Raw genomic sequence first — 25,231 nt, 5'->3', positions numbered from 1 at the left:
GAACCCAGCATGAACCGCAGAGTCGGGGGCCGTTCAGGTGATGTGCGCTAGCCTATGGGGGAGTGGTGCCGATGAAAGCGGCAAACCGCCCTGTCACTGACCGTGGAAGGCTGCAGAGAATGAGGCACATCGGAACATTGGCGGCCGCCGGGTTGATGCTGGTGATTTCGGCATTGGGTGCGGCAGCGCAAACCCCACCCCCCGATGCCATGCCGCTGCGGGCCGTTCTGGAGAAGCTGCACGCCCAGCGTTTCGACGTGCGAGGCATCTCCTATCGGGCCCCATGGTGGGGCGTGGTGCTGCGAACCCCGCGGGGCGGAGCGATGACCGCAGGATTCGACGCCGTTACGGGCGAGATGCGCGATGATTTCCCCGTCGAGCGCCTTACCGCCCCCATCCCGGGCGATGTCATGACGGCGTTGCAGGTGGTCCGGAAGCTATCCGGCCCCGGAGACAGCGGCATCACCGCCATCCGCTATCTGGAGGGCAGCTACCACGTCGATCTCGTGATGGGTGGGAACGCCAGGACCGTTGTCCTCGATGCCAAGACCGGCGAGCCTCGCCCCTGATTCGGAGTTTTCCATGAAGTACGATCCTTTGACCAAGCTTCTCCATGCCTGCGTCGCCCTTGGCGTTTCGCTGCAGATGATCACCAGCCTGGTGATGATCTATCCCAAGCCGGGACGCTTGCCCAATCAATGGTACGAAGTCCACGAATGGGTGGGGATCGCACTCCTGGGAATCGTTTCCATCCACTGGCTGTGGGCGGTGGGCCGGACGCTGGCCCGTGGTGACGCGCTGCTGCTGTTCCCGTGGTTCTCCGGGGCCCGGCTGAACCAACTCGGCCGCGATATCGCCGAGACCGGGCGCGAAGCGCTGCGGGGGCGCCTGCCCGGCGGTGACGAACCCAGGGCTCTGCCGGCCGCGGTGCAGGGGCTGGGGTTGCTGCTGGCGTTGGCCATGGCCGCCACCGGGACGGCCCTGTCCCTCGGCATGGCGCCGGATGGAGGACTTTCCCCGTCGCTGCGGGTGGTGAAGGAGGTACACGAGTCCCTGGCGCCGGTGATGTGGGCTTATCTCCTCGTTCATCCGCTGCTCGGCGTACTTCACCAGATCGCGGGTCACAGGAGCCTGAGCCGGATGTTCGGCCTGCGCTGACCTGAGCCAACTCCCTAGTTCAAGAAGAGGGTTATGTCATGCCGCTGCTCGTATGCCCCAACTGCAACGTCGGAATGAGCAACATCCAGCGTTCCGGCGTGGAGATCGATATCTGCCCGCAATGCCGTGGTGTTTGGCTCGATCGCGGTGAATTGGAGAAACTGCTCGAACCTGTGCGGGAGTATGTGTCTGACGAAGCCTCTGTCCACCCGGCCCGACAGGCAGGCTTCGCCTCCGGAGGCGCTCTATCGGCCTGGGGCCATGCGGCCTCTCGTCCGGCGGCGGATCAATGGGGGCGGCCGCAGGCTGACGGAGACCATCACCGTGAGCATGGATACGACGTAAAACATGGGCATGGCGAGCACCATGGTCCTCATCGCAAGACCGGGATGCGTGGCCTCCTCGATATCTTCGACTGACTGTCGCGGGGAAATCTCGAGCCCTGTGATGCACCCTGCCAGACAGGCCATTCTCACCTTATGGCCAAATTTCTCAGCTTATGGGCAAACCTACAAAGTTACACGTCCAGATCCGTGGCGAACTTGGCCCGTTCCTGGATGAACTGGAAGCGGAGTTCCGCCTTCTTGCCCATCAGGCTTTCCACCAGGCGGGCCACGTCCTTGGCTTCCTCGTGGTCCTCCTCGGTGCGCCCCGACGGGATGGTGACCCGCAGCAGCGTGCGCTTCGTGGGGTCCATGGTGGTTTCCTTGAGCTGGGCGGGGGGCATTTCGCCCAGGCCCTTGAAGCGGCTGATCTCGACGTTCTTCTTGCCGGCGAAGACGGTCTTCAGCAGCTCTTCCTTGTGGGCATCGTCGCGGCCGTAGATCACGGTCTGGCCGTGGGCCAGTCGGTAGAGCGGCGGCAGGGCCAGGTAGAGGTGGCCGTTGCGGATCAGGTCGGGCATTTCCTGATAGAAGAAGGTCATCAGCAGCGAGGCGATGTGGGCGCCGTCCACGTCGGCGTCCGTCATGATGATGATCTTCTCGTAGCGGAGTTTCTCGTCGTCGTAAGTGTCGCGGGCGCCGCAGCCCAGCGCCTCCATCAGGTCCTTCAGCTCCTGGTTGGCGCGCAGCTTGTCGGTCGACGCCGAGGCGACGTTGAGGATCTTGCCCCGAAGCGGCAGGATGGCCTGGGTTTCGCGGTTGCGGCCCGACTTGGCGGAACCGCCGGCCGAATCGCCCTCCACCAGGAACAGTTCGGTGCCGACATTGACCGAGCGCGAGCAATCGGCCAGCTTGCCGGGCAGGCGCAGACGCTTGGTGGGGGTCTTGCGGTTGGTTTCCTTGGCGGCGCGACGGCGCGCCCGGTCCTCGGCCCGCTCGATCAGGCGGGTGATCAGCGCGGTGGCCGAGGCCTTGTCGCCGGAAAGCCAGTGGTCGAAATGGTCCTTGACCGCGTTTTCCACCAGCCTCGTAGCCTCGGCGCTGGCCAGCTTGTCCTTGGTCTGGCCCTGGAACTGCGGGTCGCGGATGAACAGGCTGACCATGACGCAGGCGCCGCCCATGACGTCCTCGGCGGTGATCTGGCCGGCCTTCTTGTTGCCGGCCATCTCGCCATAGGCGCGCAGGCCCCGGGTGAGCGCGTTCCGGAAACCCGCCTCGTGGGTGCCGCCCTCAGGGGTGGGCACGGTGTTGCAATAGGTGTTGGTGAAGCCTTCCTCGTCGTCGTCGGGCCAGGCCACCGCCCATTCCACCTGCCCCATGTCGTCGGATAGCGGCGCGGTGCCGTTGAAGACGTCCCGGGTGACCAGGGGGCGGTCCTTCAGCACCGCTTTCAGGAAGTCGGTGAGGCCGCCGGGAAAGTGCAGGGTGTCCTCGACCGGAATCTCGTCGCCGTCCTTGATCAGGAGCGGGTCGCACTTCCAGCGGATCTGCACGCCCCTGAACAGATAGGCCTTGGAGCGGGCCATGCGGTAGAGCGGGCCGGGGCGCAAATGGGCGCGTTCGCCGAAGATCTGGGCGTCGGGATGGAAGATCACGGTGGTGCCGCGCCGGTTCTGCACCGGCCCCACCTTCTCCAAGGGCCCCAGGGCCAGCCCGCGCGAGAAGCGCTGGCACCACAGCACCCGGTCGCGGGCCACCTCGACGGTGAGCTGGTCCGAGAGCGCGTTGACCACCGAGATGCCGACGCCGTGCAGGCCGCCCGACACCTTGTAGGCGTCGCCGCCGAACTTGCCGCCCGAATGCAGCGTGGTGAGGATCACCTCGAGCGCGCTCTTGTCCGGGTATTTGGGGTGGGGGTCGATGGGAATGCCGCGGCCGTTGTCCCGGACGGTGCAGGTGCCGTCCACCGCCAGTTCCAGCTCGATCCAGCCGGCATGGCCGGCCACCGCCTCGTCCATGGCGTTGTCCAGCACTTCGGCCACCAGATGGTGAAGCGCACGGTCGTCCGTGCCGCCGATATACATGCCGGGACGGCGGCGGACGGGCTCTAACCCCTCAAGGACCTCGATGTCCTTGGCGGAGTATTCGGTCGCCTTGGGGGCGAGTTGCTGGAACAGGTCGGACATGGCTGGCATTATAGAAATGCGCGACCGATGCGCAAGCGCATGCTGTAGCGTCGTCGGAGTTAACCACAAGATATTGTAAGATTGGGACGTTCATGAGCGAGAGTATCGAAATTAGCGGCGCGCCGCGCGGCCGTCTCTCCACCCGGGCCATCGCCATGCCCGCCGACACCAACCCGTTCGGCCATGTGTTCGGCGGCTGGCTGATGAGCCAGATGGATCTGGCCGGCGGCACCCATTCCTATCGCCGGGCGCGGGGCCACACCCCCACCGTGGCGGTGGAGGGCATGGAATTCCACCAGCCGGTCTATGTGGGCGACGAGGTCAGCTGCTACACCGAGATCATCCGGGTCGGGCGCACCTCGCTGTCGGTCCGCGTCGAGGCCTGGGTGCGCCGCCACGGCGGCAGCGACGCCCTGGTCAAGGTGACCAGCGCGGTGTTCACCTATGTGGCGGTGGACGACCAGGGCAAGAAGCGCCCGGTTCCGCCCGAGGAATGAACCAATAAGAAAGGGCCCCGGATGGGGCCCTTTCCACGAAAACGCACTGGAGCGAAGGCTTACTTGGCCTTGTTCCAGGGGCAGTTTTCCCTGGTCGCGCGGGGCGTGCCCAGGTTGCCCTTTTCGTCGGCCTGCTGGTAGAACGACACCGAGCCGTCGGGCATGCACACCGGATCGTTGAAAGCGCCGAAGGGCTCCCAGCGGCCCGGACCACAGGCGGTCAGCAGCAGCGCGGTGCCCACGACGAGAATAATCTTCTTCATACCCCAATCTCCTCTCTTATGACCAAAACAACTGGTGAAACGATACAAGCGGATGGGAACGGAGTCCATCGGTCTAAATGACCTCCTCCGCCTGATGCCCGGCGAAATCGGCCTCGATCACCGTCACATGGTCGGAATGCATGCCGTTGTAGCGGGCCGCCATCTCCCGGCCATAGGCGCCGATCAGGTTGAATTCGATGTAGTCGCCCTCGGCCGCGTCCCGGGGCAGGTCCAGCGGCCAGGGCAGTTTGTCGTTGCCGTCGCAGGTGGGGCCGAAGGCGGTGAAGCGTCCGGCCGGGCCGTTCTTCAGCCTGCCCTGCCCATCCAGCAGGCGGAAGGGCAGGGACAGCTGGTCCTTGCCCCAATAGGTCTCGGTCAGGCCGCCGAAGATGCCGTCGTTGAGATAGACCGCGTCCGGCTTCCTTAAATTGATGCGCACCAGCAGCGAGCCGCCCTCGGCCATCAGGGCGCGTCCCGGCTCGCAGGCCAGGCGGATGCCGCGCGGCTGGGTCAATTCCGCATGGGCCTGGGCGATCACCTCGAAATAGGCGGAAAGCGGAGGTGCCTGGGTCAGGCGGTAATAGGCGGGGAAGCCGCCGCCGATATCCATCCAGTCGATGGCGATGCCGGTCCGGTCGAGGCTGGCGCAGGCCATTTCGATGCCGAGGCGGAAGGCCGCCGGGTCCAGGCATTGCGAGCCCACGTGGAAGGTCACGGCGGGCTTCAGGCCCATCTGGGCCGCCCGGCAAAGCGTGGCCTCGAACACTTCGGGCGACGCGCCGAACTTGGTGGACAGATCGTAGACGGCGCCGGACCCCTTGGGGATGGCCAGCCGCACCACCGGCCGCAGGGTGGAATCGGTCAGCGCCGCCACCTTCTCCAACTCGGCGATGCAGTCCACGGCGAAGAAGCGCACGCCGCACTCCCGGGCCAGACGGATCTGGCCGGGCGTCTTGGCGGGGTGGTGGTAGAACATCACGCCGTCGGGCACGCATTCCACCACCCGGCCGATCTCCATGGGCGAGGCCACGTCGAAATGGTGGATGCCGGCGCGGCGCATGGTCCACAGCACCAGGGGATGGGCGTTGCACTTGACGGCGTAGAGGGTATCGCCGGGAAAACCGGCCACGAACTCCCGCGCAATGGCCTCCAGGCGGCGGGGCCGCAGCAGATGGACGGGAATTTCGGGGTGCTCGGCCGAGATGAAGTCGCGGACCGAGGCGAAAGTGTCCGTCCCCCCGCCCGCCGGCGCGTGGCCCATCACCTTGCGCCCCGATGAACGCGGGGAAGCTTGGCGGCCAGCTGGGCGAGATAGGCGCGGCCCTCCTCGTTGACCGCCTCGCGCCGCCCCGTGATCCAGCGGCGGCAATGGGACGAGCCGCAATTGCAGGGAAATTGCCGGTAAAGGGTGTCTTCCGTCACCGCGTAATCGATGGTCAGCAGTTCGCCCGGCTCGATGTCCAGCAGGGCGAGAATCTCCAGGCGCTGCATGTCCAGCACGCAATTGGGCGCGCAGGAATGGGACAGCAGGCCGACGAAATAGGGATCGTGCAGGTGAGTCTCGGGCGAGACCTGCAGGCTGTGCTGGAAGACGGTGTTGGACAGGGTGCCGGCGAATTTGGCCACCCGCGTTCCCCGGCCGAAGGGGATGTTGGCCCGGATACCCCGGCCGACCCGGCCATCCACCGCGGTCACGGCGAACTGATCGGAATCGGGGAGAGAGGTATCGACGATCAGATCGCGGGGGTAGATCTCGGTCATGGCGGTCAGCGCACCTCGATCCGGGAGTCATAAGGAGAGTATTCCCTATCAAGGTAGTCTTGGGCCCCGGCCCCGTCAACGGACGTTACGCCACTCGGGCAGTCGAATTAGCCGATTGATTTAATTAGATAATAACATTTGACCCCTAGCATGGGGGTGAGCGGCTTTCCCCGATGGTTCCTGCGGACCTTTCGGGGCGGGCCGGCTCATGGTACACAGGTATTCAGACCCATTGGAAAGGTTTGGCCCACCTTGGCGGATTCGACCCCGATCAGTGCCGGAGCAAATGTGCCCCGCAGCCTGTCCGAGTGGGAACGGATCACCCGCGAGCTGTTGGAGGAAGGCCAGAACTTCCTGGCCCACGACACGGCGCGCGAGGGTCTGAGGCAATATCCCGACAGTTTCAAGCTGGCCATTTTCGGTGCCGTGGCGTTGTCGCAGACCGGCGCGGTGGATGAGGCGCGCAAGCTCTTACAGCCGGTGCTCGACGTCATCCTGATCGACGAAGGGCCGTTCCATCGCCTGCACAACAGCCTTCGGCGCGCCGTCGAGGGGCTGGACGAAGCCGACAGCCAGGACACCCTGGCCTCCATGGCCGAACTGGCCGAGGCGCTGGAACTGGTGCGCGGCAAGAAGCTGGTGGCCAGCGCCGATTCCGAGACCTACACCGCGCTGGCCGGCGTGTTCCGCGAGGCCTGGCTGGCCTCGGGATCGCGGGGCGATCTCGAACATTGCCGCGAGCTGTTCCTGCGCGCCTTCCACATCAGCGGCTCGCCCAGAGACGGCATCGACGCGGCGGTGACCTCGTGGCTTTTGGGCGACCATGACGGGGCGCGGGAACTGGCGCGCCGGGTCCGTGACCGGGTCAGCAACGCCGAGACCGACCTCTCCCTGTCGCCGGAAGAGCGCTACCAGATGCTGGCCACGGTGGCCGAGGCGCATCTGCTGCTGGGCGAGGTGCAGGACGCCCTGGCCTCCTTCGCCTGGGCCAGCACGCTGGAAGGCATCCATTACGGCAGCACCGTGGCGGCGCTGAAGCAGCTGGCCCTGCTGCAGGAGGGCGGGCTTGCCGTCCCCGATGCCGTCTTCGACATCATCAAGCCGCCCACCGTGGTGGTGTTCACCGGCCACGCCCTGGACCGGCCGGGCGAGGGGCCGCACTTCCCGCCCGAGCTGGAAAGCGCCGTTCGCGCCGAGATCGCCAAGTCCCTGGACGAGTTGGGCGCCCAGGTGGGCTATTCCACCGCCGCCTGCGGCTCGGACCTGCTGTTCATCGAGGCCATGCTGGAGCGGGGCGCCGAGGTCAACGTGGTGATGCCCTACGCCATCGACGACTTCATCGCCGAGAACGTGCGCTATGGCGGGTCGCGCTGGGAAATGCGCTTCCGCAACGCCTTGAAGCTGGCCAACACCGTGACCTACGCCACCGAGGAGCGGTTCCTCGGCCACGGCATGCTCTACCGCTTCGCCAATCAGTGCCTGCACGGCCTGGCGACGCTCAGGGCCAATTTCCTGCGCTCCAATCCCTACCTGCTGGCGGTGTGGGACATGATGCCCGGCTCGCTGGCCGGCGGCGCCGCCGACTTCATCGACCAGTGGGAGGACATCTCCCAACTGCGCATCATCGACCTGGACGGGTTGCTGCAACAGCATCCCGAACTGGCCGGCGATGCGGTGCCCATGATGCCCGACCTGGACGGCGAGGCCGACGAGGAGCAGGGCGAGGGCCGGGTCATCCGCTCCATGATGTTCTGCGACATCGCCGGCTATTCCAAGCTGAAGGAGGAGCACACGCCGGTGTTCCTCGACTTCCTGCGCCTGATTTCCGAGGGCATGGCGGGGCTCGAGCACCAGCCGCTGGCCATCAACACCTGGGGCGACGCCATCTTCGCGGTGATGGACAAGGCCACCCCCATGGCCGAGTACGCCCAGACCCTGCAGGAGATGGTGCTCCGGGCCGACGAGGAACTGGCCGACCGCCTGCCCCATCCCCTCAATCTGCGCATCTCGCTGCATGCCGGCCCGGTGTTCCAGGCCATCGATCCCATCTGCGGGCGCCAGAACTTCTACGGCAGCCACATCAACCGGGCGGCGCGGCTGGAGCCGGTGACGGTGATCGGCCACGTCTACGCCACCCAGCAATTCGTCGCCGTGCTGACCGCCGAGCAGAGCGCCATGCGCTCGGAGGCCCAGAACCGGGGCGAGGATTTCGTCGAACGCTTCGCCTGCGAATATGTGGGCGTGCTGTCGCTGGCCAAGGATTTCGGCAAGCAGACCGTCTACCACATGCGCCGCCGGGCGATGCCCGAGGCGCCGGAGCCCGAGGTGGTCGAACCGCCGCCGCCGCCGTCCGAGCCCAATGCCCAGGCGCTGCTGTCCACCGAATTGCTGGCGGTGCTGCGCGACATCCCCGCCGAGGAGCCGCCGCCCCCGCCCCCGCCGGAAGAGCCCTTCGCCGCCGAGGACGAGGCCTTCGCCGCCGGGGAGGAGGAGCCGCCGCCGCCGGAAGTGGCCGAGGGCGCCATTCCCGACGACGATCTGGGTTCGCCCATCCTGTCCGACGACGACATGGCCGCCCTGCTGGGCGAGGCGGCGGCGCCTTTGTCGGAGGGCGCCCTGTCCGACGACGATCTGGCCGCCATCCTGGCCATGGGCGAGGTGGAGGACCTGGGCGACGACGAGGAGCCGGCGCCTTGCGCGCCCGCCGATCTCGGCGACCTGGGGTCGGCCATCCTGTCCGACGACGATCTGGCCGCCCTGCTGGACGAGGCCGTGCCGCTGGAGGAGATGGAGGCTCCCGCGCCGACGGTTTCCGAAGGCGCCCTGTCCGACGATGATCTGGCCGCCATCCTGGCCATGGGCGAGGTGGAGGACCTGGGTGACGACGAGGAGCCGGCGCCTTGCGGTCCGGCCGATCTCGGCGATCTGGGCTCGACCATCCTGTCGGAAGAAGACATGGTCGCCCTGCTGGAGGAGGCCGCGCCGCTGGACGATGCGCCGGAATTCGAGGCGCCGGAAGGCGCCCTGTCCGACGACGATCTGGCCGCCATCCTGGCCATGGGCGACGTGGAGGAGGAGGAGGGGGAACCTCAGGCGGAGGCGGTCGATCTCACCTCCACCACCCTGTCCGACACCGACCTGTCCGCCCTGTTGGCGGAGGCGGCCGAGGAAGAGGAATTCAACGCCCAGCTGGCCGCCGACGAAAGCGTGCCCAAGCCCGATTTTTCCTTCCGCACCGCCATGAGCGACGACGAGATCGCCGCCCTGTTGGCGGAAAGCGAGGAGGATGACGCCAGCCCCGCCGAGGATCTGCCTGAAATCGGCTCGGTCACCGGCTTTTCCGACGACGATCTGGCCGCCCTGTCGCAACAGGCGGAACCCTGCGCCCCCGATGGCCCGCCGCCGTCGCTGTTCGATCTGGGCGGGGCCATGAGCGACGACGAGATCGCCGCCCTGCTGGCCGAGGACGACGAGGAGGCCGTTCCCATCGGGAATCTGCCGGAGATCGGCTCGGCCACCGGCTTTTCCGACGACGACATGCAGGCCATGCTGGCCGAGGCCGGCGAGGTCCCCGCCGAATCCGCCGATGACGATCTGGCCGAGGTGGCTGCCGCCGTCGAGGCGGCCATGGCCAAGATGGACGCCGAGGAGGATGGCATCGCCCTGGCCCCGCCACGGCCGAAACCCACCGTGCGGCCCTTTACCGGCAAGGTGGAAATCTCCCTCGCCCCGCCCCGGAAGTAGGCCGTCCTTTACCCTTCCAGTCCCGGCAGGCTGACGCTTACCCGCAGGCCGCCGCCCGGCCGGTCGGCCAGGGTGATGTCGCCGCCATGGGCGCGGATGGCGGCCCGCGCCACGGCAAGGCCCAGGCCGGTGCCGCCGGTATCCCTCGACCGGGACGTTTCCAGCCGCACGAAGGGGGCGAACACCCGTTCGCGGGCTTCCGATGGGATGCCGGGCCCCTGGTCGTCGATGGTGACCAGGGCGTTGCCGCCGCCCGGCGCCAGGGTCACGTCGGCGCAACCGCCATACTTGATGGCGTTGTCGATCAGGTTGGCCATGGCCCGTTTCAGCGCCGCCGGGCGGGCCTCGATCACCAGGGCGGCGGGACCGTCATAGGAGCAGCGCGCTCCCAGCTCGTTCAGATCCTCGACCATGCCCTGGAGCATGGAGGCGAGGTCGAGGCGGATGCGCGGCTCGCTGGCCGCGTCGTCGCGGGCGAAGGCCAGGGTAGCGGCGATCATCGCCTCCATCTCCGCCAGATCGGCCAGCATTTTCGTGCGCTGGTCGTCGTCCTCCATGAACTCGGCCCTGAGGCGCAGCCGGGTGATGGGGGTCTTCAGGTCATGGCTGATGGCCGCCAGCATCTGGGTGCGGTCCTGAACGAAGCGGGCGATGCGGCCCTGCATGACGTTGAAGGCCTGGGCGGCCTGACGCACCTCGCGCGGGCCGGTCTCGGCCAGCGGGGGCGCGGAAACGTCGACGCCCAGCCGCTCGGCCGCCTGGGCGAAGGTGGCGAAGGGCTTGGTGGCGCGGCGCACCGCCAGCAGGGCCCCCAGGGTGACCAGGACCAGGGCGATGACCAGCGGGGCCACGAAGCGCGGCCGCCACAGGGGATCGCCCAGATCCAGCGGCGCCAGCACGTTCAGCCAGCTCCCGTCGGTCAGCGGGACCGAGACGCGGAGCGACGGTCCGATCACCCGGCCCCCCCCACCTCCGGGACCTCCGCCGGGACCGGCGCCGGGGCCGGCCATTCCCGGCCCGCCGCCATGGTGGCGGCCGCCGCCGCCGCGTCCGATGCCGGTGGCGGGACCGCCCAGCAGGGGGCCGGGGCGGGTGGAGACCTTGATGTCGCGTCCGTCCAGGCCCTGTTCCAGGGCCGAGCGCACATAGGCGGCCAGTCCGAAATTCTCGTTGTCCAGGGCGACGGGCTGGGGGCCCCAGCCGACGCGGAAATTGGGGGTGTCCTGGCTGGACAGGGTGTCCTGGCGATATTGGGGCGGCAATTGCTCGGCCAGGGTGACCAGGGCGGAGACCCGTTCGGCGGCGTTGCGGCCGCCGATGGCTTCCAGGGCTTCCTGGCGCTGGATGGTAAACAGCACCACCGCCGCCGCCGCCGAGATCATCAGCGCCGCCACCAGAACCAGGGCGGTGCGGCCGACCACGCTGTCGGGCAGCAGACGGAGGCGGGCGGCGCTCATGCCCGCTCCACTTCCGGGGTGAAGAGGTAGCCGCCGCCCCTGACCGTCTTGATGATCTGCGGGTCGCGGGCGTCGTCGCCGATGCGGCGCCTGAGGCGGCTGACCTGGATGTCGATGGAGCGGTCGAAGGGCACCGCCGAGCGGCCGCGGGCGAAGTCCAGCAGCTGGTCGCGCGACAGCACCCGGCGGGGATGCTCGACGAACACCTGCAACAGCCCGAACTCGCCCGCCGACAGCGCCACCATCACGCCGTCGGGCGACAGCAGGTCGCGGCTGGCCAGATCCAGAACCCAGCCCAGGAAGCGGACCTTGGTGCCGCCGCGCTCGGGCGCCGCGTCCTCCGGGCCTTGCGTCCGGCGCAGCACCGCCTTGATGCGGGCCAGCAATTCGCGGGGATTGAAGGGCTTGGCCACGTAATCGTCGGCGCCCATCTCCAGCCCGACGATGCGGTCGGTGTCCTCGCCCATGGCGGTCAGCATGATGATGGGCACGCCCGACCGGGTCTCGCGCATCCGCCGGCACAGCGACAGCCCGTCCTCGCCCGGCAGCATCAGGTCGAGCACCACCAGGTCGATGCGGCGCTCGTCCAGGGTCTTCATCATCTCGACGCCGTCCTTGGCGGCGCTGACCCGAAGACCGTGGCGCACCATGAACTTGGCCAGCAGGTCGCGGATTTCGCGGTCGTCGTCCACGACCAGGATGTGGGGATTGGAGGTATCCATGGCTTCCCTTATACCCCTTGGCGGTCCCGGCGTCGGTTGGTTTTCGGTAACCGATGGTAACAGGCGAAAGATTGTTTCTCAGTACTGGAATGGGGGCGCGAAACCGGGTAAACAGGGCTCCCCGGATCATATGAGTTTCCATAGACGTGAGCCCGCAAGACAAACTGGTCATCGCCCTGCCCAAGGGCCGCATCCTCGACGAGGCCATGCCCCTGGTCCGCGCCGCCGGCATCGAGCCCGAGCCTGCCTTCGACGATCCCAAGTCGCGGCTGTTGCGCTTTGCCACCAACCATCCCCATATCGACATCATCCGGGTGCGCTCGTTCGACGTGGCCACGTTCGTGGCCTTCGGAGCCGCCCATCTGGGAGTGGCCGGCAACGACGTGCTGATGGAATTCGATTATCCCGAGATCTACGCGCCGCTCGACCTCGGCATCGGCGCCTGCCGCCTGTCGGTGGCCGAGCCCGACGATCTGGCCGCCTCGGACGATCCGAAGCGCTGGAGCCACGTGCGCATCGCCACCAAGTATCCGGAAGTGACCAAGCGCCATTTCGCCGCGCGCGGCGTCCAGGCCGAATGCGTCAAGCTCAACGGCGCCATGGAACTGGCGCCCTCGCTGGGCCTGTGCACCCGCATCGTCGATCTGGTGTCGTCGGGCGCCACGCTGAAGGCCAACGGCCTGAAGGAGGTGGAGGTGCTGGCCGAGGTGACGAGCCGCCTGATCGTCAACCGCGCCGCGCTGAAGACCCGGCCCGACGAGATGACCGGCTGGATCGACGCGTTCCGCAAGGCCTGCGGAGGCTGATGGTGCAAAGCCTCGATTCCCGCGATCCCGGCTTCGAAACCGCCTTCCTGGCCCTGCTGGCCATGAAGCGCGAGGTGGACGAGGACGTGGATCAGGCGGTGGCCGCCATCCTGGCCGAGCTGCGCAGCCGTGGCGACGCGGCGCTGATCGAGTATACCAAGCGTTTCGACCGCCTGGACCTCACGCCCGCCGGCTTGCGCGTCACTTCCGCCGAGGTGGAGGCCGCCTATGCCTCCTGCGATCCCGAACTGATCAAGGCCCTGGAACTGGCGGCAGAGCGTATCCGCGCTTTCCACGCCCGCCAGGTGCCGGCCGACGATTCCTTCACCGATTCCGCCGGGGTGCGCCTGGGCCTGCGCTGGGGGCCGGTTTCCGCCGCCGGCCTTTATGTCCCGGGCGGCACCGCCGCCTATCCCTCGTCGGTGCTGATGAACGCCATCCCCGCCAAGGCCGCCGGGGTGCCCCGGCTGGTGATGGTGGTGCCCACCCCCGACGGCAGGCTGAACCCCCTGGTCCTGGCCGCCGCCAAGGTGGCCGGCGTGGACGAGATCTACCGCGTGGGCGGCGCCCAGGCGGTGGGCGCGCTGGCCTATGGCACCGAGACCATCCGTCCGGTGGACAAGATCGTCGGCCCCGGAAACGCTTACGTCGCCGCCGCCAAGCGCCGGGTGTTCGGCACGGTGGGCATCGACATGATTGCCGGCCCGTCCGAGATCCTGGTGGTGGCCGACCGCTTCAACGATCCCGCCTGGATCGCCGCCGACCTGCTCAGCCAGGCCGAGCACGACACCGCGGCGCAAAGCATCCTGATCACCGACGACGCCCAATTCGGCGCCCGCGTGGCCGAGGCGGTGGACTCCCACCTCAAGACCTTGCCCCGCGCGCCGATCGCCCGGGAAAGCTGGGACAATCACGGCGCCATCATCGTGGTGCCGGACCTTGACTCCTCGCTGCCGCTGATCGACCGCATCGCGCCGGAACACCTGGAACTGGCGGTGGAAGACCCCGATGCCCTGGCCGCCAGGGTCCGGCATGCCGGGGCCATCTTCCTGGGGCGCTACACGCCCGAGGCGGTGGGCGACTATATCGGCGGTCCCAACCACGTGCTTCCCACGGCGCGCTCGGCCCGCTTCTCGTCGGGGCTGGGCGTGCTGGACTTCATGAAGCGCACCACGCTTCTGGGCTGTGATGCGGGCAGCTTGCGGGCCATCGGCCCGGCGGCGGTGCGTCTGGCCGAAGCGGAAGGATTGGGGGCGCACGGGCTCTCGGTGGCGCTCCGGCTCAACATGGGAGCCGGCTGATGCCGCACCGCCAGAAGCTGGCCAAGATCGAGCTGGTGGAAAAGTATCAGGTCCGCCGCGCCGCCGAGGTCGAGCACGAGCGCGCCGTCGCGGTCTACGATCTGCTGGAGGAGAATTATTTCGCTCCCAACGGCGATTTCGTCGGCCCCTATGCGCTGTACATCAAGCTGGAAGACACGCGGCTGATCTTCGACGTGCGCAAGGAGGACGAAACCCCCCTGGTGCAGGTGCCCTTGCCGCTGAAGACCTTCCAGTCCATCGTCAAGGACTACTTCCTGATCTGCGAAAGCTATTTCGCCGCCATCAAGAAGTCGACGCCCAGCCAGATCGAGGCCATCGACATGGGCCGCCGGGGGCTGCACAACGAAGGCTCGGAACTGCTGCGCGAGCGACTGGGGGGAAAGATCGACGTGGATTTCGACACCGCGAGACGCCTGTTCACCCTCATCTGCGTATTGCACATCCGAGGGTAGGCCGGGATGGGGGACCTGCCCTCCGCCGTGCTGTTCTGCTGCACCATGAACGCGGTGCGCTCGCCCATGGCGGAAGGCATCATGAAGCGCATCCACGGCAAGCGCATCTACGTCTATTCCGTGGGCGTGCGCCGGGGCGAGCCCGACCCCTTCGTGGTCCAGGTGATGGACGAGATCGGCATCGACGTGTCCAAGCACAAGCCGCGCCTGTTCGAGGAGTTGGAGGACGACAGCTTCGACGTGGTGGTGTCGCTGTCGCCCGAGGCCCAGCACAAGGCGGTGGACCTCACCCGGCACAATGCCTGCGAGGTGGAGTTCTGGCCCACCTTCGACCCCACTCTGATCGAAGGCAGCCGCGAGGTCCGTCTCGACGCCTATCGCGCGGTCCGGGACGAATTGGAGCGCCATATCCGCAAGCGCTTCCCGGCCTCCGGCATGGCAAGGGAATAGGCCTGGGAATTGTCATTCCGACGACCATCGGGAGGAGGAATCTCCGTCTGATGCGGCGTTTCAGTATTGGCTCGGGCCGTCCAGGCGGAGATCCCTCGCCACGGCTCGGGATGACAGGGCGGATGCCGCCAACATAATAACCGGGCTTATGCTCGAAAACGCTTGACCAAAACCTTAGCTGCGCTCACTTATCTTCGCGCGCGCAAAACCCTGTTCGGAGGCCAAATGGCGAAAGAGGATGTGATCGAGTTTTCGGGGACGGTGACGGAATTGCTTCCGAACGCCATGTTCCGCGTCAAGCTCGACAATGACCATGAGATTCTTGCCCATACCTCCGGCAAGATGCGCAAGAACCGCATTCGCGTGCTGGCCGGTGACCGGGTGAACGTCGAGATGACGCCCTATGATCTGACCAAGGGCCGCATCACCTTCCGCTATAAGTAATCCCATGGCCGTTCTGGTGCTGGCGTCGGCATCGCCCAGGCGCCTCGACCTGCTTCGCCAGATCGCCATCACGCCCGGTCTCGTCGACCCCGCCCATATGGACGAGACGCCCCTCAAAGGCGAATTGCCGGTTCCCCACGCCCGCCGTCTGGCCGAGGCGAAGGCCTTGACCGTGGCCGGGCGCCATCCGGGGGCCTTCGTGCTGGCCGCCGACACGGTGGTGGCCTGCGGCCGGCGCATCCTGCCCAAGGCCGAGGACGAAGCCACGGCGCGCCAATGCCTGGACCTGCTGTCGGGACGCCGCCACCGCGTGGTGGGCGGCATCTGCCTGATCGCCCCCGACGGCCGCATCGGGCGGCGCATCGTGACCTCCTCGGTGACCTTCAAGCGCCTGTCCCACGACGAGGCCGCCGCTTACCTCGCCTCGGGCGAGTGGGAGGGCAAGGCGGGGGGCTACGCCATCCAGGGCCTCGCCGCGCGCTACGTGCGCGACATCCAGGGGTCGTATTCCAACATCGTCGGCCTGTCGCTGTTCGAGACGGCGCAGCTGCTGGACGGATTCGGCTTCCGGCCGTGAGCGGCGACGCGGTCGAGATTCTCGTCTCTTCCGGCCCCGGCGAGGCCCGCTATCTGGTGCTGGCCGACGGTCGCCCGCTGGACCTGATCATCGACCGTCGCTGCCTGCTGACCGATTGCGTCTTCCGGGGCCGTGTCGCCGCCATCGACAAGGGCCTCGACGCCGCCTTCGTGGAACTGGGGCAGGGGGAGCGCCAGGGCTTCCTGCCCGGCGCCAAGGCCCTGGGCCTGTCCGAGGGCGCTTGCGTCGTGGTGCGGGTGCGGGCGGATGCCAGGGGCGGCAAGGGGCCGCTGCTGGCTGCCCACCAGGGGTTTGGCCCCGTGGGCGAGGCCCCGGCCCTGCTGCATCGTCCCGACCCGCTGGCGCGCCTGCAGGCCGCCTTTCCCCAGGCCCGCATGGTCCCCAACGCCCACCACGAGGTGGACGAGGCGCTCGACGCCGCTCTCGACCCGGTGGTGCCTTTGCCGGGCGGCGGGCGACTGGTCATCGAGCAGGCCGCGGCGCTCACCGCCATCGACGTGGATTCGGCCGGAACCCGCCCGGCCGAGGCCAACGGGGCGGCGGTGGCGGAAATCGCCCGCCAGCTGCGCCTCAGGGGGATCGGTGGGCAGGTGGTGGTTGATTTCGTCTCGGGCCGCGACCGGAAACCCCTTTACCGGCTGGCCGAGGCCTTGAAGCAGGCGGTAAGCGCCGATCCCACCCCCACCCATGTATTCGGCGTCTCGCCCCTGGGGCTGGTGGAGCTGACCCGCGAGCGGCGCGGCCCGTCCCTGGGCGAATTGCTGTGCCGCCGCTCCCTGGCCGCCACGCCCGAAACCCTGGCCCTGGCGGCGCTGCGCCGGCTGCTGGCCGAGGCCCTGGCCACGCCCGGACGCATTCCCGCCCTCCGCGCCGCACCCTCCGTGGCCGCCGTCCTGACGGGCCTTGGCCCCGAGCGGGCCGAGGCAGAGCGCCTGCTGGGCCATCCCCTGTCCATCCGGGAAGACGCGGCCCGCGCACCCGAGGATATCCTGATCGAGGACGCCACCCGATGACCGAGCAAGCCGCGCCCGCCTGCCCCATCTGCGGCAAGCCCGCCCAGCCCAAATACAAGCCCTTCTGCTCCACCCGCTGCGCCGATGTGGACCTGCACCGCTGGCTGAACGAATCCTACCGGGCGCCGGCGGTGGAAGACCCGGAAGGGCTTCCCGAGGACGAATGAACTTTTTTGCCCTGAGGGGGCTTGACCGGGGCGGCGAAAGTCGCCTATAAGCGCCTCCTCTTCGCCGCGAGGCGTGCGAGGCCCAGGTAGCTCAGTTGGTAGAGCATGCGACTGAAAATCGCAGTGTCGGTGGTTCGATTCCGCCCCTGGGCACCATTTATTGCCTTGTTATCAAGGAGTTAGGCCCCAGCCAGAAGCTGGGGCCTAAACCTTTTTGGGGCCTTGCCCCACAGTTGCCCCAAATCGAGGTCGAGGCTGAGATCCTTGCATTCCTTCGAAGGAAGCTCGCTTATCCGCTTGTTCAAGCAGTTCGAGGCCGTGGGAATGGATCGTTCTGGATGCCGATTGCTGGATAAATACCTCCTTGAGGAGGCCCCATGGATTCCAATCAACCAATTATGCCGCTTACCGGACGGCTTCCAGCCGATGTAACCATCGAAGATATTCTTGGCCAGATCACACTGCCGTCACCGTCCCAGATGCCGCCCATACCTGCTGGATTCTCAGGGGTGGTGGCCTCGTTCATCAGAACCCCTTGCCAGGAACCGTGCCTGCATGACGCGGTTTACGTCGGCTACCACCTCATCCCAGCATCCCTGACAGCAAGTGTTCGGCCGGGTTGCGACGTCCACGAACTGCTCTATCTGCTCGAGGCCGCCACACCCCATCTCCCGATAGGATGGTGTTCGTGCTGTCATGCCCCTGGCCGGGAAACCACAGGGGTGGATTTCCAAGATCTTGCCTGCCGCCTGGAGATTGATCGGCAATCATCTGATGAAAGCTATGAGCACCTTGGGGGGTGGTCGCTCTTTGAGGGTGATCATCGCTGGACCACCCTCGGCCTTCATTGGAGGATCAGGGGCAAGAAGGTGTAAAAATCGCTGGTGGTTGGCGTCTGCTCGGAGAACAAAAAACATCCGCCCAATACATCGCTCGGCACCGACGACCATCCGTTTGTACCCATTATCGTCATGACAGTGCAAATGAGACATATGGATCAAGCATGAAACGCTTCAGTCTATCTTCAAGATATCGCACGGCAGGTCGTGGCCGTTTGCTGGATTTTTTCTGGATCCGCCTGGCCACGATGATGGAATGAGGCCGCCGCAACACCGTCGATCCGATACAGACGATCGCGGCTGGTTTTCATCGCAAGATAAATCCGTTCAGGCGGCATGCCGCCCAATTCCAACACCGAGGACATCTCCGCCGAGGTTTCGGCCAAGGTAACTCGCGCCAAAGGGGACTGATCCGGACGCGAGAGCCACGGGCCATGTAGACCGACCTCGCCAGCAATCACCCTGCGCGGCGCACCGAGCACCGCCACGCCCGCCGCCGAATCCGCCACCGCACCCTTGGGCACCACCGACTCCAGCCCGGCCCAACCGAACAGCCGACCGATATAGGCTCCGGCCCAGGCATGCCCGCCGGGGGAATTGATGCGAGCCTGTCGAATGGTCGGGTTGGCGGCCAGGAGGCGGGCGGCGACGCAATGGTCCCATTCCTGAATGAAGCCGCTGATCACCAAGGTCCGGCCATCCGCCGTCACGCTCATCTCCGCAGCCAACGCCGTTGGCAAGGATGACCAGCCTGCCAGGATCGCGGCAATCAGATAGGCGGAGATGGAGCGAATCGACATAAGGCGCACCTCATCCCCATAGGAGGTGCGCCTGCAGCGTCCAGGGTTCAACCGTCCCTGCGAATAATTTGCCGTATCACCAAGGCGGTGCCGGGGCGTCAGCCTGCGCTATTTTCACCCAGGCTGTCTTGGAAGGCGGCGTTACGGTTCCCGCGTTTGCCTCTTCCTTAAGCTTCCCGGCGGATAGCCGAACTTCCTGCGGAATGCCGCCAGGAAATGGTTGGTGTGGATGTAGCCCAGGCGCTGGGCCAAGGTCTTGAGGGGGATTTCGCTGCTTTCTATGGCCTTATGGGCTTCGGCGAGGCGATGCTCGGTGATGAAGGCATGAATGGGCTGCCCGTATTCGGCCTTGAACGCGTTGTTCAGGGATCGGGCCGAGACATTGAATTGCACGGCAAGCTCTTCCAGCGTCGGCAGTTTCCCATGCATGGAGGTGAGTTGCTGGTGGAGCGTCTGCGCCTGCTTCCTCGACAGCGATGCCGGTGGAAACGCCGCGACATTGGTGCCCAAGTGTTCGATCAGCGCGGTCAGATATTCCAGCGCCCGCGCCTGACACAGCAATCGACGGCTGGCCCCATTGAGGTCATGGGGGATGGCGTTGTGCAAATGGGCCGACACATGGGGCGGCATCGACCGCACTTTGATCCTGGGGGCCGGCGTCAGCTCCAATGCGTCGAGCGTGCGTTCGGCGATGTCGTGGCCGACCAGATGCCCCAGGACCGTCCGGCTGATGGTCAATGCCGTCATGACGACATCCGCCGACCCATCGACCACGGGATCGACGCTCAATCGGTCGGCCAGGCGGAACAGGTCGATGCCGGGGCGAAAGATAAGTTCGGCGGTGGGGTATTTTTCGTGATGGATGATCTGGCCGCCGACCACCGTCTGAACCATCAGGGACTCGCCGGGAAAAGCGCCCTCCACATGCCCGATATGGATCAACTGTCCCAACGCCGCCGGGGTAAAGCGCCGGGTGGTGCGGAACAGCGTCATTCCCAGGGCGAGCTCGATCTTGGAGAAACTGGCCTCGCCGACCTCGGGTGGCATGGGGTAGGGGTGGCGATCGACGTCGCCATCCCAAGGCTGAAAATTTGCCTCCTCGTCTTCCAGAAGCCAGCTGAATTTGAGGAATTCATAGGCGGAGCGCATCGGCCGTCTCCGGGATTAGCGTCCGCTCAATATCATCGGGAGCGGCCGGTGGAGTCTACATGCGATTGGCCATTCATCAGCCAGCGTGCATTGGCGCGTCTTAACCTTTCCATTTCACGTATCTTCTTCGGCTCGCAACTTCGACCCAGTTTCAGGTAGAGTCACCCCCTCGTCGCGTCTGACCTCGTGATGCGGAGATCTCCGATCAATGGGCCTGAAATGCGGGCACAAGGGCGGATGAGGCGTTGATGGTGAAATCAGAATCTCAAAAGAGTTCCGCATCCTGGTTGTGGTTAGGCTGAACGGGCATGTCGATCGTCGAACATTGGGTTGATGCCCCGGAGGTGGGGCGCGAAACGGTGATCCGTCGCCACCCGGAGACCTTCGCCCATCATTCCTTGGGGGATGGGGCGGATTTCTTTCATGTGTTCGCCAAAGGGGTGCCGAACGTCAACTACAAGAAAGTCGTGATGCCCCATGACACCCAGCTCTGGATTCGGGTGTTTCTCGCGGGTGGCGACGAATGTATCCGGCCTGGAATCAGCGCCCCCATTGTGACTGATGAGGAGCGGTTCAGCGTTGGTATCTGCCGCCATCCCGCGTCATTCTATCGAGCCCTGCCGGGAGGGGGCAGCTTCGAGCATGTCGCTTTGGCGCTGACCCCGGAACGGCTGCGTGATTTCTTCGGTGAAACCCGTTGCCCTCGTCCCTTGGCCAGGATGCTGGATGATCGCCCCGAGACGCTGGCCCTCACCCCGGCTCGAACGGCCCATTTGGGGCGTATCGTGCAAGATGTTCGCGCCGCCCCTTATCGCGGGAATGCCTTGAGTTTCTTCCTGCAGGGCAAGGTTCTGGAAATGCTGTCGGCGGTGGTCGATCTCATGGATGAGGGCGATTCCGGCGATGAGCGCGTGCTGGGCCGGGAGCGTCACCGCCTTTTGGCGGCGCGTGATCTGCTGCTGACCGATCTCGCCTCTCCGCCGGATCTGATGGATGTCGCCCGCCAGGTGGGAACTTCGCCCCGCCGCCTGAACGAGGCGTTCCGACGCGAATTCGGTATGACGGTACAGCAATGGCTGTTGGACCAGAAAATGGCGCAGGCCGCCCAATTCCTGGCTGTCGGCGAATTATCCATCAAGGAAATCGCCTATCGGCTGGGATATTCTCACCGTAGCGCCTTTGCTGCGGCGTTTGCCCAGCGTTTCGGAGTGCCGCCAGCCGGATTCCGTGATGAGCGGGCGAGCGTATATTACGCTCCCGGCACGCCCTCCTAACACTTTAGGCAGGATTTCGTACACCGCCTCGGTTCAGTTCGGAGCACCCTCTGCGCTCTAATCCCGCTGTCGAGACATTCGACACGGAGAGCGCATGCCAAGCGATATTCAACATATCCAGGTCGGCCAAGGATTGGAGGTAATCCTGACGCTCTCCCATGCCCGGAGAGAGCGTCTGAAGGCCATGGTCCAGTTGTCTGTCTCCGATGGACGCTTGGCGGAGACGGGCGGTGATTACGCCTTGGTGGCGTGTGTTTCCCCCGCCCGGCTGCGCATCATGCTGGGGCATGGCAACGGTCACGGCTCCAGCCTGGAAAGGCTGCTGTCCGGTGGGTGCGAGCGGGTGGAAATCGCCAATTCCGCCCTGGTGCGCCGTGTCGCCGAGGACCTTTCCCGCACGCCTTACCGCGGGTCGGCCTTCAATCTGTATGTCCAAAGCAAGGTCATCGAACTGCTGGTGGACGAGGTTTCGACTTCGGACGAGAGCGATGATCAGCGGCACGCCTTCGCCGTCCGCGACATTCTGTTGACCGATCCGGTCTCTCCCCCGTCCATGGCCGAAATATCGCGCATGGTGGGGGTACCGCCCCGCAAACTGAACGCCCAGTTCCGCGCCGTATTCGGCATGACTGCCTTTGAATGGCTGGTGGACTGGCGGCTGGTTCGCGCCCGCGACCTAGTGGTGGATGGCGGCGCCTCCATCAAGGATATCGCCTTTTCGCTGGGCTATTCGCACGTCCCCACCTTTTCCGCTGCCTTCACCCGCCGTTTCGGCATGCCCCCGACCCGCTTCCAGGCGAGTCGCAATCAGGATTGATGCCATGACTTCTGTTGCTTCCCGACGCAAACGCCCGAATCTCGGCCTGATGGCCCTTGAGCCGCGCTGGATGTTCGACGGCGCAGCCATGGCCGATGCCGCCCATGCCGCCCCCGACGCGGCGGCCAAGGCGCTGATCCCCGACGCCCCGGCGCCGGTGCAGGTCCGCGCCGCCGAGCCCGCCCAGGATGGCGGCAAGAAGGAGGTGGTGTTCGTCGATACCTCGGTGGCCGATTACCAGACCCTGGAAGCGGCGGTGAAGCCCGGTGTCGAGGTCCAGGAGATCGACGGCGGCCAGAGCGGCCTGGCCCAGATGGCCAAATGGGCCGAGACCCATTCCGGCTATGACTGCATTTCCATTCTGTCTCACGGACATGAAGCGGCTCTGAACATTGGCGTCGATACAATCACCGAAGCATCGCTGGCCGATGCGGTGGTGCAGGCCGAACTGGCCGAGATCGGCCACGCCCTGAATGCCGGTGGTGACCTGTTGCTGTATGGCTGCGACGTGGCCAAGGGCGATGACGGTCAGCAATTCATTGCAGATCTCGTAGCGGCGACGGGGGCCGACGTGGCGGCGTCCGACGACCTCACCGGTATCAACGGTGATTGGACATTGGAAAAGGCCACCGGCGCGGTGGCGGCTAATCAACTGAATCGCACGGCCCTGGCCGCGTTCGAACGGAATTTGGTTGCACCTTCGCCGTTTCAGATCGTGGTGGACAACCCCAGCGATGCCAACCCTTACGTGACCATCTACGACAGTGCTGTGGATTCGCAGAATGATATCTACGTTGTTGGGTCATTTAAACGCTCGATAACGTTCACTGTCAGCGGGCAGGCCCTGACATTGGCGAACAATTTTGCCACCAACAGAAGTGTCGGCTATATCGCCAAATATGACGCCACAGGCGCTTGTCTGTGGGCAAAGACGGTGGCTGCTGCCACAACCTCTACAACCACGAGCAGTGGCATGGGCGTGGCGGTGGACAGCGGCGACAATGTGATCGTTTCAGGTAATTTTTCAGGAACAGCCCAATTCGATCCCGCCTCAGCCAATCACAATGCCGTATCCGCAGGCGGTAATGACATCTTCGTCACCAAGTTGGATTCAATCGGAAATTATGTCTGGAACAAGACCTTTGGCGGCACATCCAATGATTCGAACTGCGGCGTCGCGGCCGCAGGCACGAAAATCGCTCTGGTTGGGCAGCTCACGGGATCAGCGAACTTCGGCGGGACCACGCTGCAAGACAACTCCAATAGCGGAGTGGCGGGCTATGTTGTCAGCCTGAATGCTGATGGAACGACCGCCTGGGGATACGCGTATGACGATACCACGGCCTATACCCAGCAGAACGTCTATTCCGTCCAATCCGATGGAACGAATTTCTACGTCGTAGGTAAAGCGACCACGGGCGACACCATAAATTCACAACCCGGCGGGGCCGCCAATCTTGCTGCGGACGACGGGGTGTTCCTTCAGAAGCTGAATACCTCAGGCACCAGCCAGTGGTTCAAAACCGTAACGGCAGCCGCCAACGTGGCCTCGTATAACGGCACCATGGCCGTGGACGGCAATGGCGATGTCGTACTGGTGGGAATCTTCTCGGGCACGAAAAATTTCGATCCCGCCGGCACCCATAATCTGACAAGTGCCGGGTCGGGCAACAATATTTTCGTGGCCAAGTACAGCGGCACGGATGGCAGCTATTCCTGGGCCAAGAGCATCGGCGGGACCGGGAACATGGGGGGATACGGCGTCGCCGTGACCGCCGATGGCAACAACAATCTCTATGTCGGCGGCATGACCGACAGTTCCAACATAAACATCGATCCAGCCGGTACTCCGGCGGGGGCGATCACCGGACTGGGCGCGTACAGCTTTTTTGCCGATAAGCTGGACTCTTCAGGCGCCTTCATCTGGGGCAAGACCGGGACGGGCACCGACCGGATCAATGTCACTGACATGATCTACGTTAACGGCATTTCCGCACTGGTTGGATCGACAGTGCCCAACATTACGGGGATCTCCAATTCCGGAACGTCCATTACCCATTTCTCGTATAATTCCGGCTTTGTCGAAGGCTTCGGCACCGACGGAACGCCCTATATCGCTGGCGGCGGCGGCGGCGGCGGCGGCGGAGGAGGAGGAGGAGGAGGTGGTGGTGGCGCCACGTCCACCACCACCACGTCCACGAACTCCCCTCCGCCACCTGCGCCCGCACCTGCTCCGGTGGTGGCTTTGCCGCAACCCGTGCCGCAATCGTCTGTGACCGATCAGCCGTCGACCGTAGTGCGCAATACCGCGCCGCCGCCGGTATTCTCCCCGCTGCCGTCGATTTCATCACCGATTGCCGCCCCATCTGTCGATGCCCCGAAGGTCGCGGTCAGCGAAGTCGCCAAGTCGGTGATTCCGCTTGCGCCGGTCGTGGTCGCGCCGCCGGCAATCCCGGTCGTCATGACCTCGCAGTTGACGCCACCGACCGCCGATGGCGGCTTCCGGGTGCCCGTGGTCACCGCGACCCAGGGCGGCCCTGCGGTAGAGGGGCTGGTCGCACTGCGTCCCGAGGTCGTGGTGCCGCCGCTGGCCGATGGGCCATTGCGGATCGCCCTTCCGGCCGATGCCTTCGCCCATACCCGTTCGGATGCGGTGGTGACGCTCAGCGCCGCCCGCGTCAACGGTCAACCGCTGCCGTCCTGGCTGAACTTCGACTCGCGCTCCGGCACCCTGACCGGCCAGCCACCACCCGATATGAAGGGCACCATGGTGGTTCGCGTCATCGCCCGCGACGACAAGGGCCAGGAGGCCACCATCACCATCCGCATCAATGGCCTGCCGGAGAAGTCCGGCGCCGTCAGGGACGGCAACGTCATCAAGCTGGGCCATCACCTCCGCGACAAGCCGGCGGCGGGCAAGATCGCCTTCACCCAACAACTCAAGCTGGCCGCTCGCTTTGCTGCCATCCGCTTTTCCTGACCCCAGGGG

At 65.7% G+C, this 25,231-nt stretch carries 25 protein-coding genes and 1 tRNA gene; 18 read left to right on the top strand and 8 right to left on the bottom strand.

Features of this window, described 5'->3' with window-relative positions; all coding sequences use genetic code 11:
• The first annotated feature begins 119 nt into the window (after positions 1–119).
• From WV31_RS00190 to WV31_RS00180, 3 genes are read left to right on the top strand one after another with little or no spacing between them, the layout of a single operon-like run.
• On the top strand, positions 120–569 hold the full coding sequence (locus WV31_RS00190; protein ID WP_085371800.1) for a hypothetical protein: 450 nt from the start codon (positions 120–122) through the stop codon (positions 567–569).
• 13 nt (positions 570–582) lie between these two features.
• On the top strand, positions 583–1,158 hold the full coding sequence (locus WV31_RS00185) for a cytochrome b/b6 domain-containing protein (protein ID WP_085371799.1): 576 nt from the start codon (positions 583–585) through the stop codon (positions 1,156–1,158).
• Positions 1,159–1,196: 38 nt separating this feature from the next.
• Entirely contained in the window at positions 1,197–1,577 is a 381-nt protein-coding gene (locus tag WV31_RS00180; protein WP_085371798.1) for a TFIIB-type zinc ribbon-containing protein, read from the top strand.
• 98 nt (positions 1,578–1,675) lie between these two features.
• Here the strand turns inward: WV31_RS00180 and parE are convergent, their stop codons facing one another.
• A complete protein-coding gene (parE, locus tag WV31_RS00175; protein ID WP_206072565.1) occupies positions 1,676–3,667 on the bottom strand; it encodes a DNA topoisomerase IV subunit B in 1,992 nt (663 codons plus the stop codon).
• A gap of 92 nt (positions 3,668–3,759) precedes the next feature.
• Here parE and WV31_RS00170 point away from each other — a divergent pair, with 92 nt between their 5' ends.
• Positions 3,760–4,164 (top strand): acyl-CoA thioesterase, encoded by a 405-nt coding sequence (locus WV31_RS00170; RefSeq protein WP_085371796.1) that lies wholly within the window; start codon positions 3,760–3,762, stop codon positions 4,162–4,164.
• A gap of 59 nt (positions 4,165–4,223) precedes the next feature.
• On the opposite strand, the gene WV31_RS00165 is transcribed toward WV31_RS00170, so the two are convergent.
• The 3 genes from WV31_RS00165 to WV31_RS00155 form a co-directional block, all read right to left on the bottom strand.
• A complete protein-coding gene (locus WV31_RS00165; RefSeq protein ID WP_085371795.1) occupies positions 4,224–4,427 on the bottom strand; it encodes a membrane lipoprotein lipid attachment site-containing protein in 204 nt (67 codons plus the stop codon).
• A gap of 73 nt (positions 4,428–4,500) precedes the next feature.
• Positions 4,501–5,688: a hypothetical protein gene (locus tag WV31_RS00160; protein ID WP_085371794.1), complete on the bottom strand. Its 1,188-nt coding sequence runs from the start codon at positions 5,686–5,688 to the stop codon at positions 4,501–4,503.
• Positions 5,688–6,188 (bottom strand): SET domain-containing protein-lysine N-methyltransferase, encoded by a 501-nt coding sequence (locus WV31_RS00155; RefSeq protein WP_085371793.1) that lies wholly within the window; start codon positions 6,186–6,188, stop codon positions 5,688–5,690. The genes WV31_RS00160 and WV31_RS00155 overlap by 1 nt, the downstream gene beginning before the upstream one ends.
• Positions 6,189–6,476: 288 nt before the next feature.
• Here WV31_RS00155 and WV31_RS00150 point away from each other — a divergent pair, with 288 nt between their 5' ends.
• Positions 6,477–9,932: an adenylate/guanylate cyclase domain-containing protein gene (locus WV31_RS00150; protein WP_237051416.1), complete on the top strand. Its 3,456-nt coding sequence runs from the start codon at positions 6,477–6,479 to the stop codon at positions 9,930–9,932.
• Positions 9,933–9,940: 8 nt separating this feature from the next.
• On the opposite strand, the gene WV31_RS00145 is transcribed toward WV31_RS00150, so the two are convergent.
• Both WV31_RS00145 and WV31_RS00140 read right to left on the bottom strand, forming a co-directional pair.
• Complete coding sequence (locus WV31_RS00145; protein WP_085371791.1) at positions 9,941–11,389, bottom strand: ATP-binding protein; 1,449 nt, start codon at positions 11,387–11,389, stop codon at positions 9,941–9,943.
• Positions 11,386–12,111 (bottom strand): response regulator, encoded by a 726-nt coding sequence (locus WV31_RS00140; protein WP_085371790.1) that lies wholly within the window; start codon positions 12,109–12,111, stop codon positions 11,386–11,388. The genes WV31_RS00145 and WV31_RS00140 overlap by 4 nt, the downstream gene beginning before the upstream one ends.
• Before the next feature lie 146 nt (positions 12,112–12,257).
• Between WV31_RS00140 and hisG the strand changes: the two genes are divergently transcribed.
• The 10 genes from hisG to WV31_RS21275 all read left to right on the top strand — a co-directional run bounded on the left by hisG (position 12,258) and on the right by WV31_RS21275 (position 18,238).
• Positions 12,258–12,917 (top strand): ATP phosphoribosyltransferase, encoded by a 660-nt coding sequence (hisG, locus tag WV31_RS00135; RefSeq protein ID WP_085371789.1) that lies wholly within the window; start codon positions 12,258–12,260, stop codon positions 12,915–12,917.
• Complete coding sequence (gene hisD, locus WV31_RS00130) at positions 12,917–14,218, top strand: histidinol dehydrogenase (RefSeq protein ID WP_085371788.1); 1,302 nt, start codon at positions 12,917–12,919, stop codon at positions 14,216–14,218. The genes hisG and hisD overlap by 1 nt, the downstream gene beginning before the upstream one ends.
• A complete protein-coding gene (locus WV31_RS00125) occupies positions 14,218–14,691 on the top strand; it encodes a UPF0262 family protein (protein WP_068436409.1) in 474 nt (157 codons plus the stop codon). The genes hisD and WV31_RS00125 overlap by 1 nt, the downstream gene beginning before the upstream one ends.
• A gap of 6 nt (positions 14,692–14,697) precedes the next feature.
• Positions 14,698–15,141 carry an arsenate reductase ArsC gene (locus tag WV31_RS00120; protein WP_085371787.1) on the top strand — a complete coding sequence of 148 codons (444 nt, stop codon included), beginning with the start codon at positions 14,698–14,700 and terminating at the stop codon, positions 15,139–15,141.
• 225 nt (positions 15,142–15,366) lie between these two features.
• Entirely contained in the window at positions 15,367–15,585 is a 219-nt protein-coding gene (gene infA / locus WV31_RS00115; RefSeq protein WP_008617671.1) for a translation initiation factor IF-1, read from the top strand.
• Positions 15,586–15,589: 4 nt separating this feature from the next.
• Positions 15,590–16,162 (top strand): Maf family protein, encoded by a 573-nt coding sequence (locus tag WV31_RS00110; RefSeq protein ID WP_085371786.1) that lies wholly within the window; start codon positions 15,590–15,592, stop codon positions 16,160–16,162.
• Entirely contained in the window at positions 16,159–17,196 is a 1,038-nt protein-coding gene (locus tag WV31_RS00105) for a ribonuclease E/G (RefSeq protein WP_085371785.1), read from the top strand. The genes WV31_RS00110 and WV31_RS00105 overlap by 4 nt, the downstream gene beginning before the upstream one ends.
• Positions 17,193–17,363 (top strand): DNA gyrase inhibitor YacG, encoded by a 171-nt coding sequence (locus WV31_RS00100; protein WP_085371784.1) that lies wholly within the window; start codon positions 17,193–17,195, stop codon positions 17,361–17,363. The genes WV31_RS00105 and WV31_RS00100 overlap by 4 nt, the downstream gene beginning before the upstream one ends.
• Positions 17,364–17,443: 80 nt before the next feature.
• Positions 17,444–17,519 (top strand) — tRNA-Phe (locus WV31_RS00095).
• Between the two features lie 221 nt (positions 17,520–17,740).
• Positions 17,741–18,238 (top strand): hypothetical protein, encoded by a 498-nt coding sequence (locus WV31_RS21275; protein ID WP_145980687.1) that lies wholly within the window; start codon positions 17,741–17,743, stop codon positions 18,236–18,238.
• Positions 18,239–18,387: 149 nt separating this feature from the next.
• On the opposite strand, the gene WV31_RS00090 is transcribed toward WV31_RS21275, so the two are convergent.
• Together WV31_RS00090 and WV31_RS00085 are read right to left on the bottom strand one after the other, a co-directional pair.
• Positions 18,388–19,002, bottom strand: coding sequence for a hypothetical protein (locus WV31_RS00090; protein ID WP_085371783.1), 615 nt, complete (start codon positions 19,000–19,002; stop codon positions 18,388–18,390).
• A 141-nt stretch (positions 19,003–19,143) separates the two neighbouring features.
• Positions 19,144–20,151, bottom strand: coding sequence for a helix-turn-helix transcriptional regulator (locus WV31_RS00085; protein WP_085371782.1), 1,008 nt, complete (start codon positions 20,149–20,151; stop codon positions 19,144–19,146).
• A gap of 308 nt (positions 20,152–20,459) precedes the next feature.
• On the opposite strand from WV31_RS00085, the gene WV31_RS00080 reads away from it, so the two are divergent.
• The 3 genes from WV31_RS00080 (at position 20,460) to WV31_RS00070 (ending at position 25,222) form a co-directional block, all read left to right on the top strand.
• On the top strand, positions 20,460–21,425 hold the full coding sequence (locus WV31_RS00080) for a helix-turn-helix transcriptional regulator (protein WP_085371781.1): 966 nt from the start codon (positions 20,460–20,462) through the stop codon (positions 21,423–21,425).
• 94 nt (positions 21,426–21,519) lie between these two features.
• Positions 21,520–22,242: a helix-turn-helix transcriptional regulator gene (locus WV31_RS00075; RefSeq protein WP_085371780.1), complete on the top strand. Its 723-nt coding sequence runs from the start codon at positions 21,520–21,522 to the stop codon at positions 22,240–22,242.
• A 4-nt stretch (positions 22,243–22,246) separates the two neighbouring features.
• A complete protein-coding gene (locus WV31_RS00070) occupies positions 22,247–25,222 on the top strand; it encodes a DUF4347 domain-containing protein (RefSeq protein WP_168185818.1) in 2,976 nt (991 codons plus the stop codon).
• The last annotated feature ends 9 nt before the right edge of the window (positions 25,223–25,231 follow it).

Source organism: Magnetospirillum sp. ME-1 (genome assembly GCF_002105535.1).
Taxonomy (GTDB): Bacteria; Pseudomonadota; Alphaproteobacteria; order Rhodospirillales; family Magnetospirillaceae; genus Phaeospirillum.
The sequence above is the reverse complement of the archived record's forward strand: the minus strand, read 5'-3'. Positions and strand labels throughout refer to the sequence as shown.

Bases quoted from the DNA above. Each gene is read 5' to 3' on its own strand.
- WV31_RS00090 (WP_085371783.1), bottom strand. From the start codon at position 19,002: ATGTCGATTCGCTCCATCTCCGCCTATCTGATTGCCGCGATCCTGGCA.
- hisD (WP_085371788.1), top strand. From the start codon at position 12,917: ATGGTGCAAAGCCTCGATTCCCGCGATCCCGGCTTCGAAACCGCCTTC.
- WV31_RS00160 (WP_085371794.1), bottom strand. From the start codon at position 5,688: ATGGGCCACGCGCCGGCGGGCGGGGGGACGGACACTTTCGCCTCGGTC.
- WV31_RS00080 (WP_085371781.1), top strand. From the start codon at position 20,460: ATGTCGATCGTCGAACATTGGGTTGATGCCCCGGAGGTGGGGCGCGAA.
- WV31_RS00185 (WP_085371799.1), top strand. From the start codon at position 583: ATGAAGTACGATCCTTTGACCAAGCTTCTCCATGCCTGCGTCGCCCTT.
- WV31_RS21275 (WP_145980687.1), top strand. From the start codon at position 17,741: ATGGATTCCAATCAACCAATTATGCCGCTTACCGGACGGCTTCCAGCC.
- WV31_RS00070 (WP_168185818.1), top strand. From the start codon at position 22,247: ATGACTTCTGTTGCTTCCCGACGCAAACGCCCGAATCTCGGCCTGATG.
- WV31_RS00190 (WP_085371800.1), top strand. From the start codon at position 120: ATGAGGCACATCGGAACATTGGCGGCCGCCGGGTTGATGCTGGTGATT.
- WV31_RS00110 (WP_085371786.1), top strand. From the start codon at position 15,590: ATGGCCGTTCTGGTGCTGGCGTCGGCATCGCCCAGGCGCCTCGACCTG.
- WV31_RS00100 (WP_085371784.1), top strand. From the start codon at position 17,193: ATGACCGAGCAAGCCGCGCCCGCCTGCCCCATCTGCGGCAAGCCCGCC.
- WV31_RS00155 (WP_085371793.1), bottom strand. From the start codon at position 6,188: ATGACCGAGATCTACCCCCGCGATCTGATCGTCGATACCTCTCTCCCC.
- infA (WP_008617671.1), top strand. From the start codon at position 15,367: ATGGCGAAAGAGGATGTGATCGAGTTTTCGGGGACGGTGACGGAATTG.
- parE (WP_206072565.1), bottom strand. From the start codon at position 3,667: ATGTCCGACCTGTTCCAGCAACTCGCCCCCAAGGCGACCGAATACTCC.
- WV31_RS00145 (WP_085371791.1), bottom strand. From the start codon at position 11,389: ATGAGCGCCGCCCGCCTCCGTCTGCTGCCCGACAGCGTGGTCGGCCGC.
- WV31_RS00180 (WP_085371798.1), top strand. From the start codon at position 1,197: ATGCCGCTGCTCGTATGCCCCAACTGCAACGTCGGAATGAGCAACATC.
- WV31_RS00170 (WP_085371796.1), top strand. From the start codon at position 3,760: ATGAGCGAGAGTATCGAAATTAGCGGCGCGCCGCGCGGCCGTCTCTCC.
- WV31_RS00165 (WP_085371795.1), bottom strand. From the start codon at position 4,427: ATGAAGAAGATTATTCTCGTCGTGGGCACCGCGCTGCTGCTGACCGCC.
- WV31_RS00120 (WP_085371787.1), top strand. From the start codon at position 14,698: ATGGGGGACCTGCCCTCCGCCGTGCTGTTCTGCTGCACCATGAACGCG.
- WV31_RS00075 (WP_085371780.1), top strand. From the start codon at position 21,520: ATGCCAAGCGATATTCAACATATCCAGGTCGGCCAAGGATTGGAGGTA.
- WV31_RS00125 (WP_068436409.1), top strand. From the start codon at position 14,218: ATGCCGCACCGCCAGAAGCTGGCCAAGATCGAGCTGGTGGAAAAGTAT.
- WV31_RS00085 (WP_085371782.1), bottom strand. From the start codon at position 20,151: ATGCGCTCCGCCTATGAATTCCTCAAATTCAGCTGGCTTCTGGAAGAC.
- WV31_RS00140 (WP_085371790.1), bottom strand. From the start codon at position 12,111: ATGGATACCTCCAATCCCCACATCCTGGTCGTGGACGACGACCGCGAA.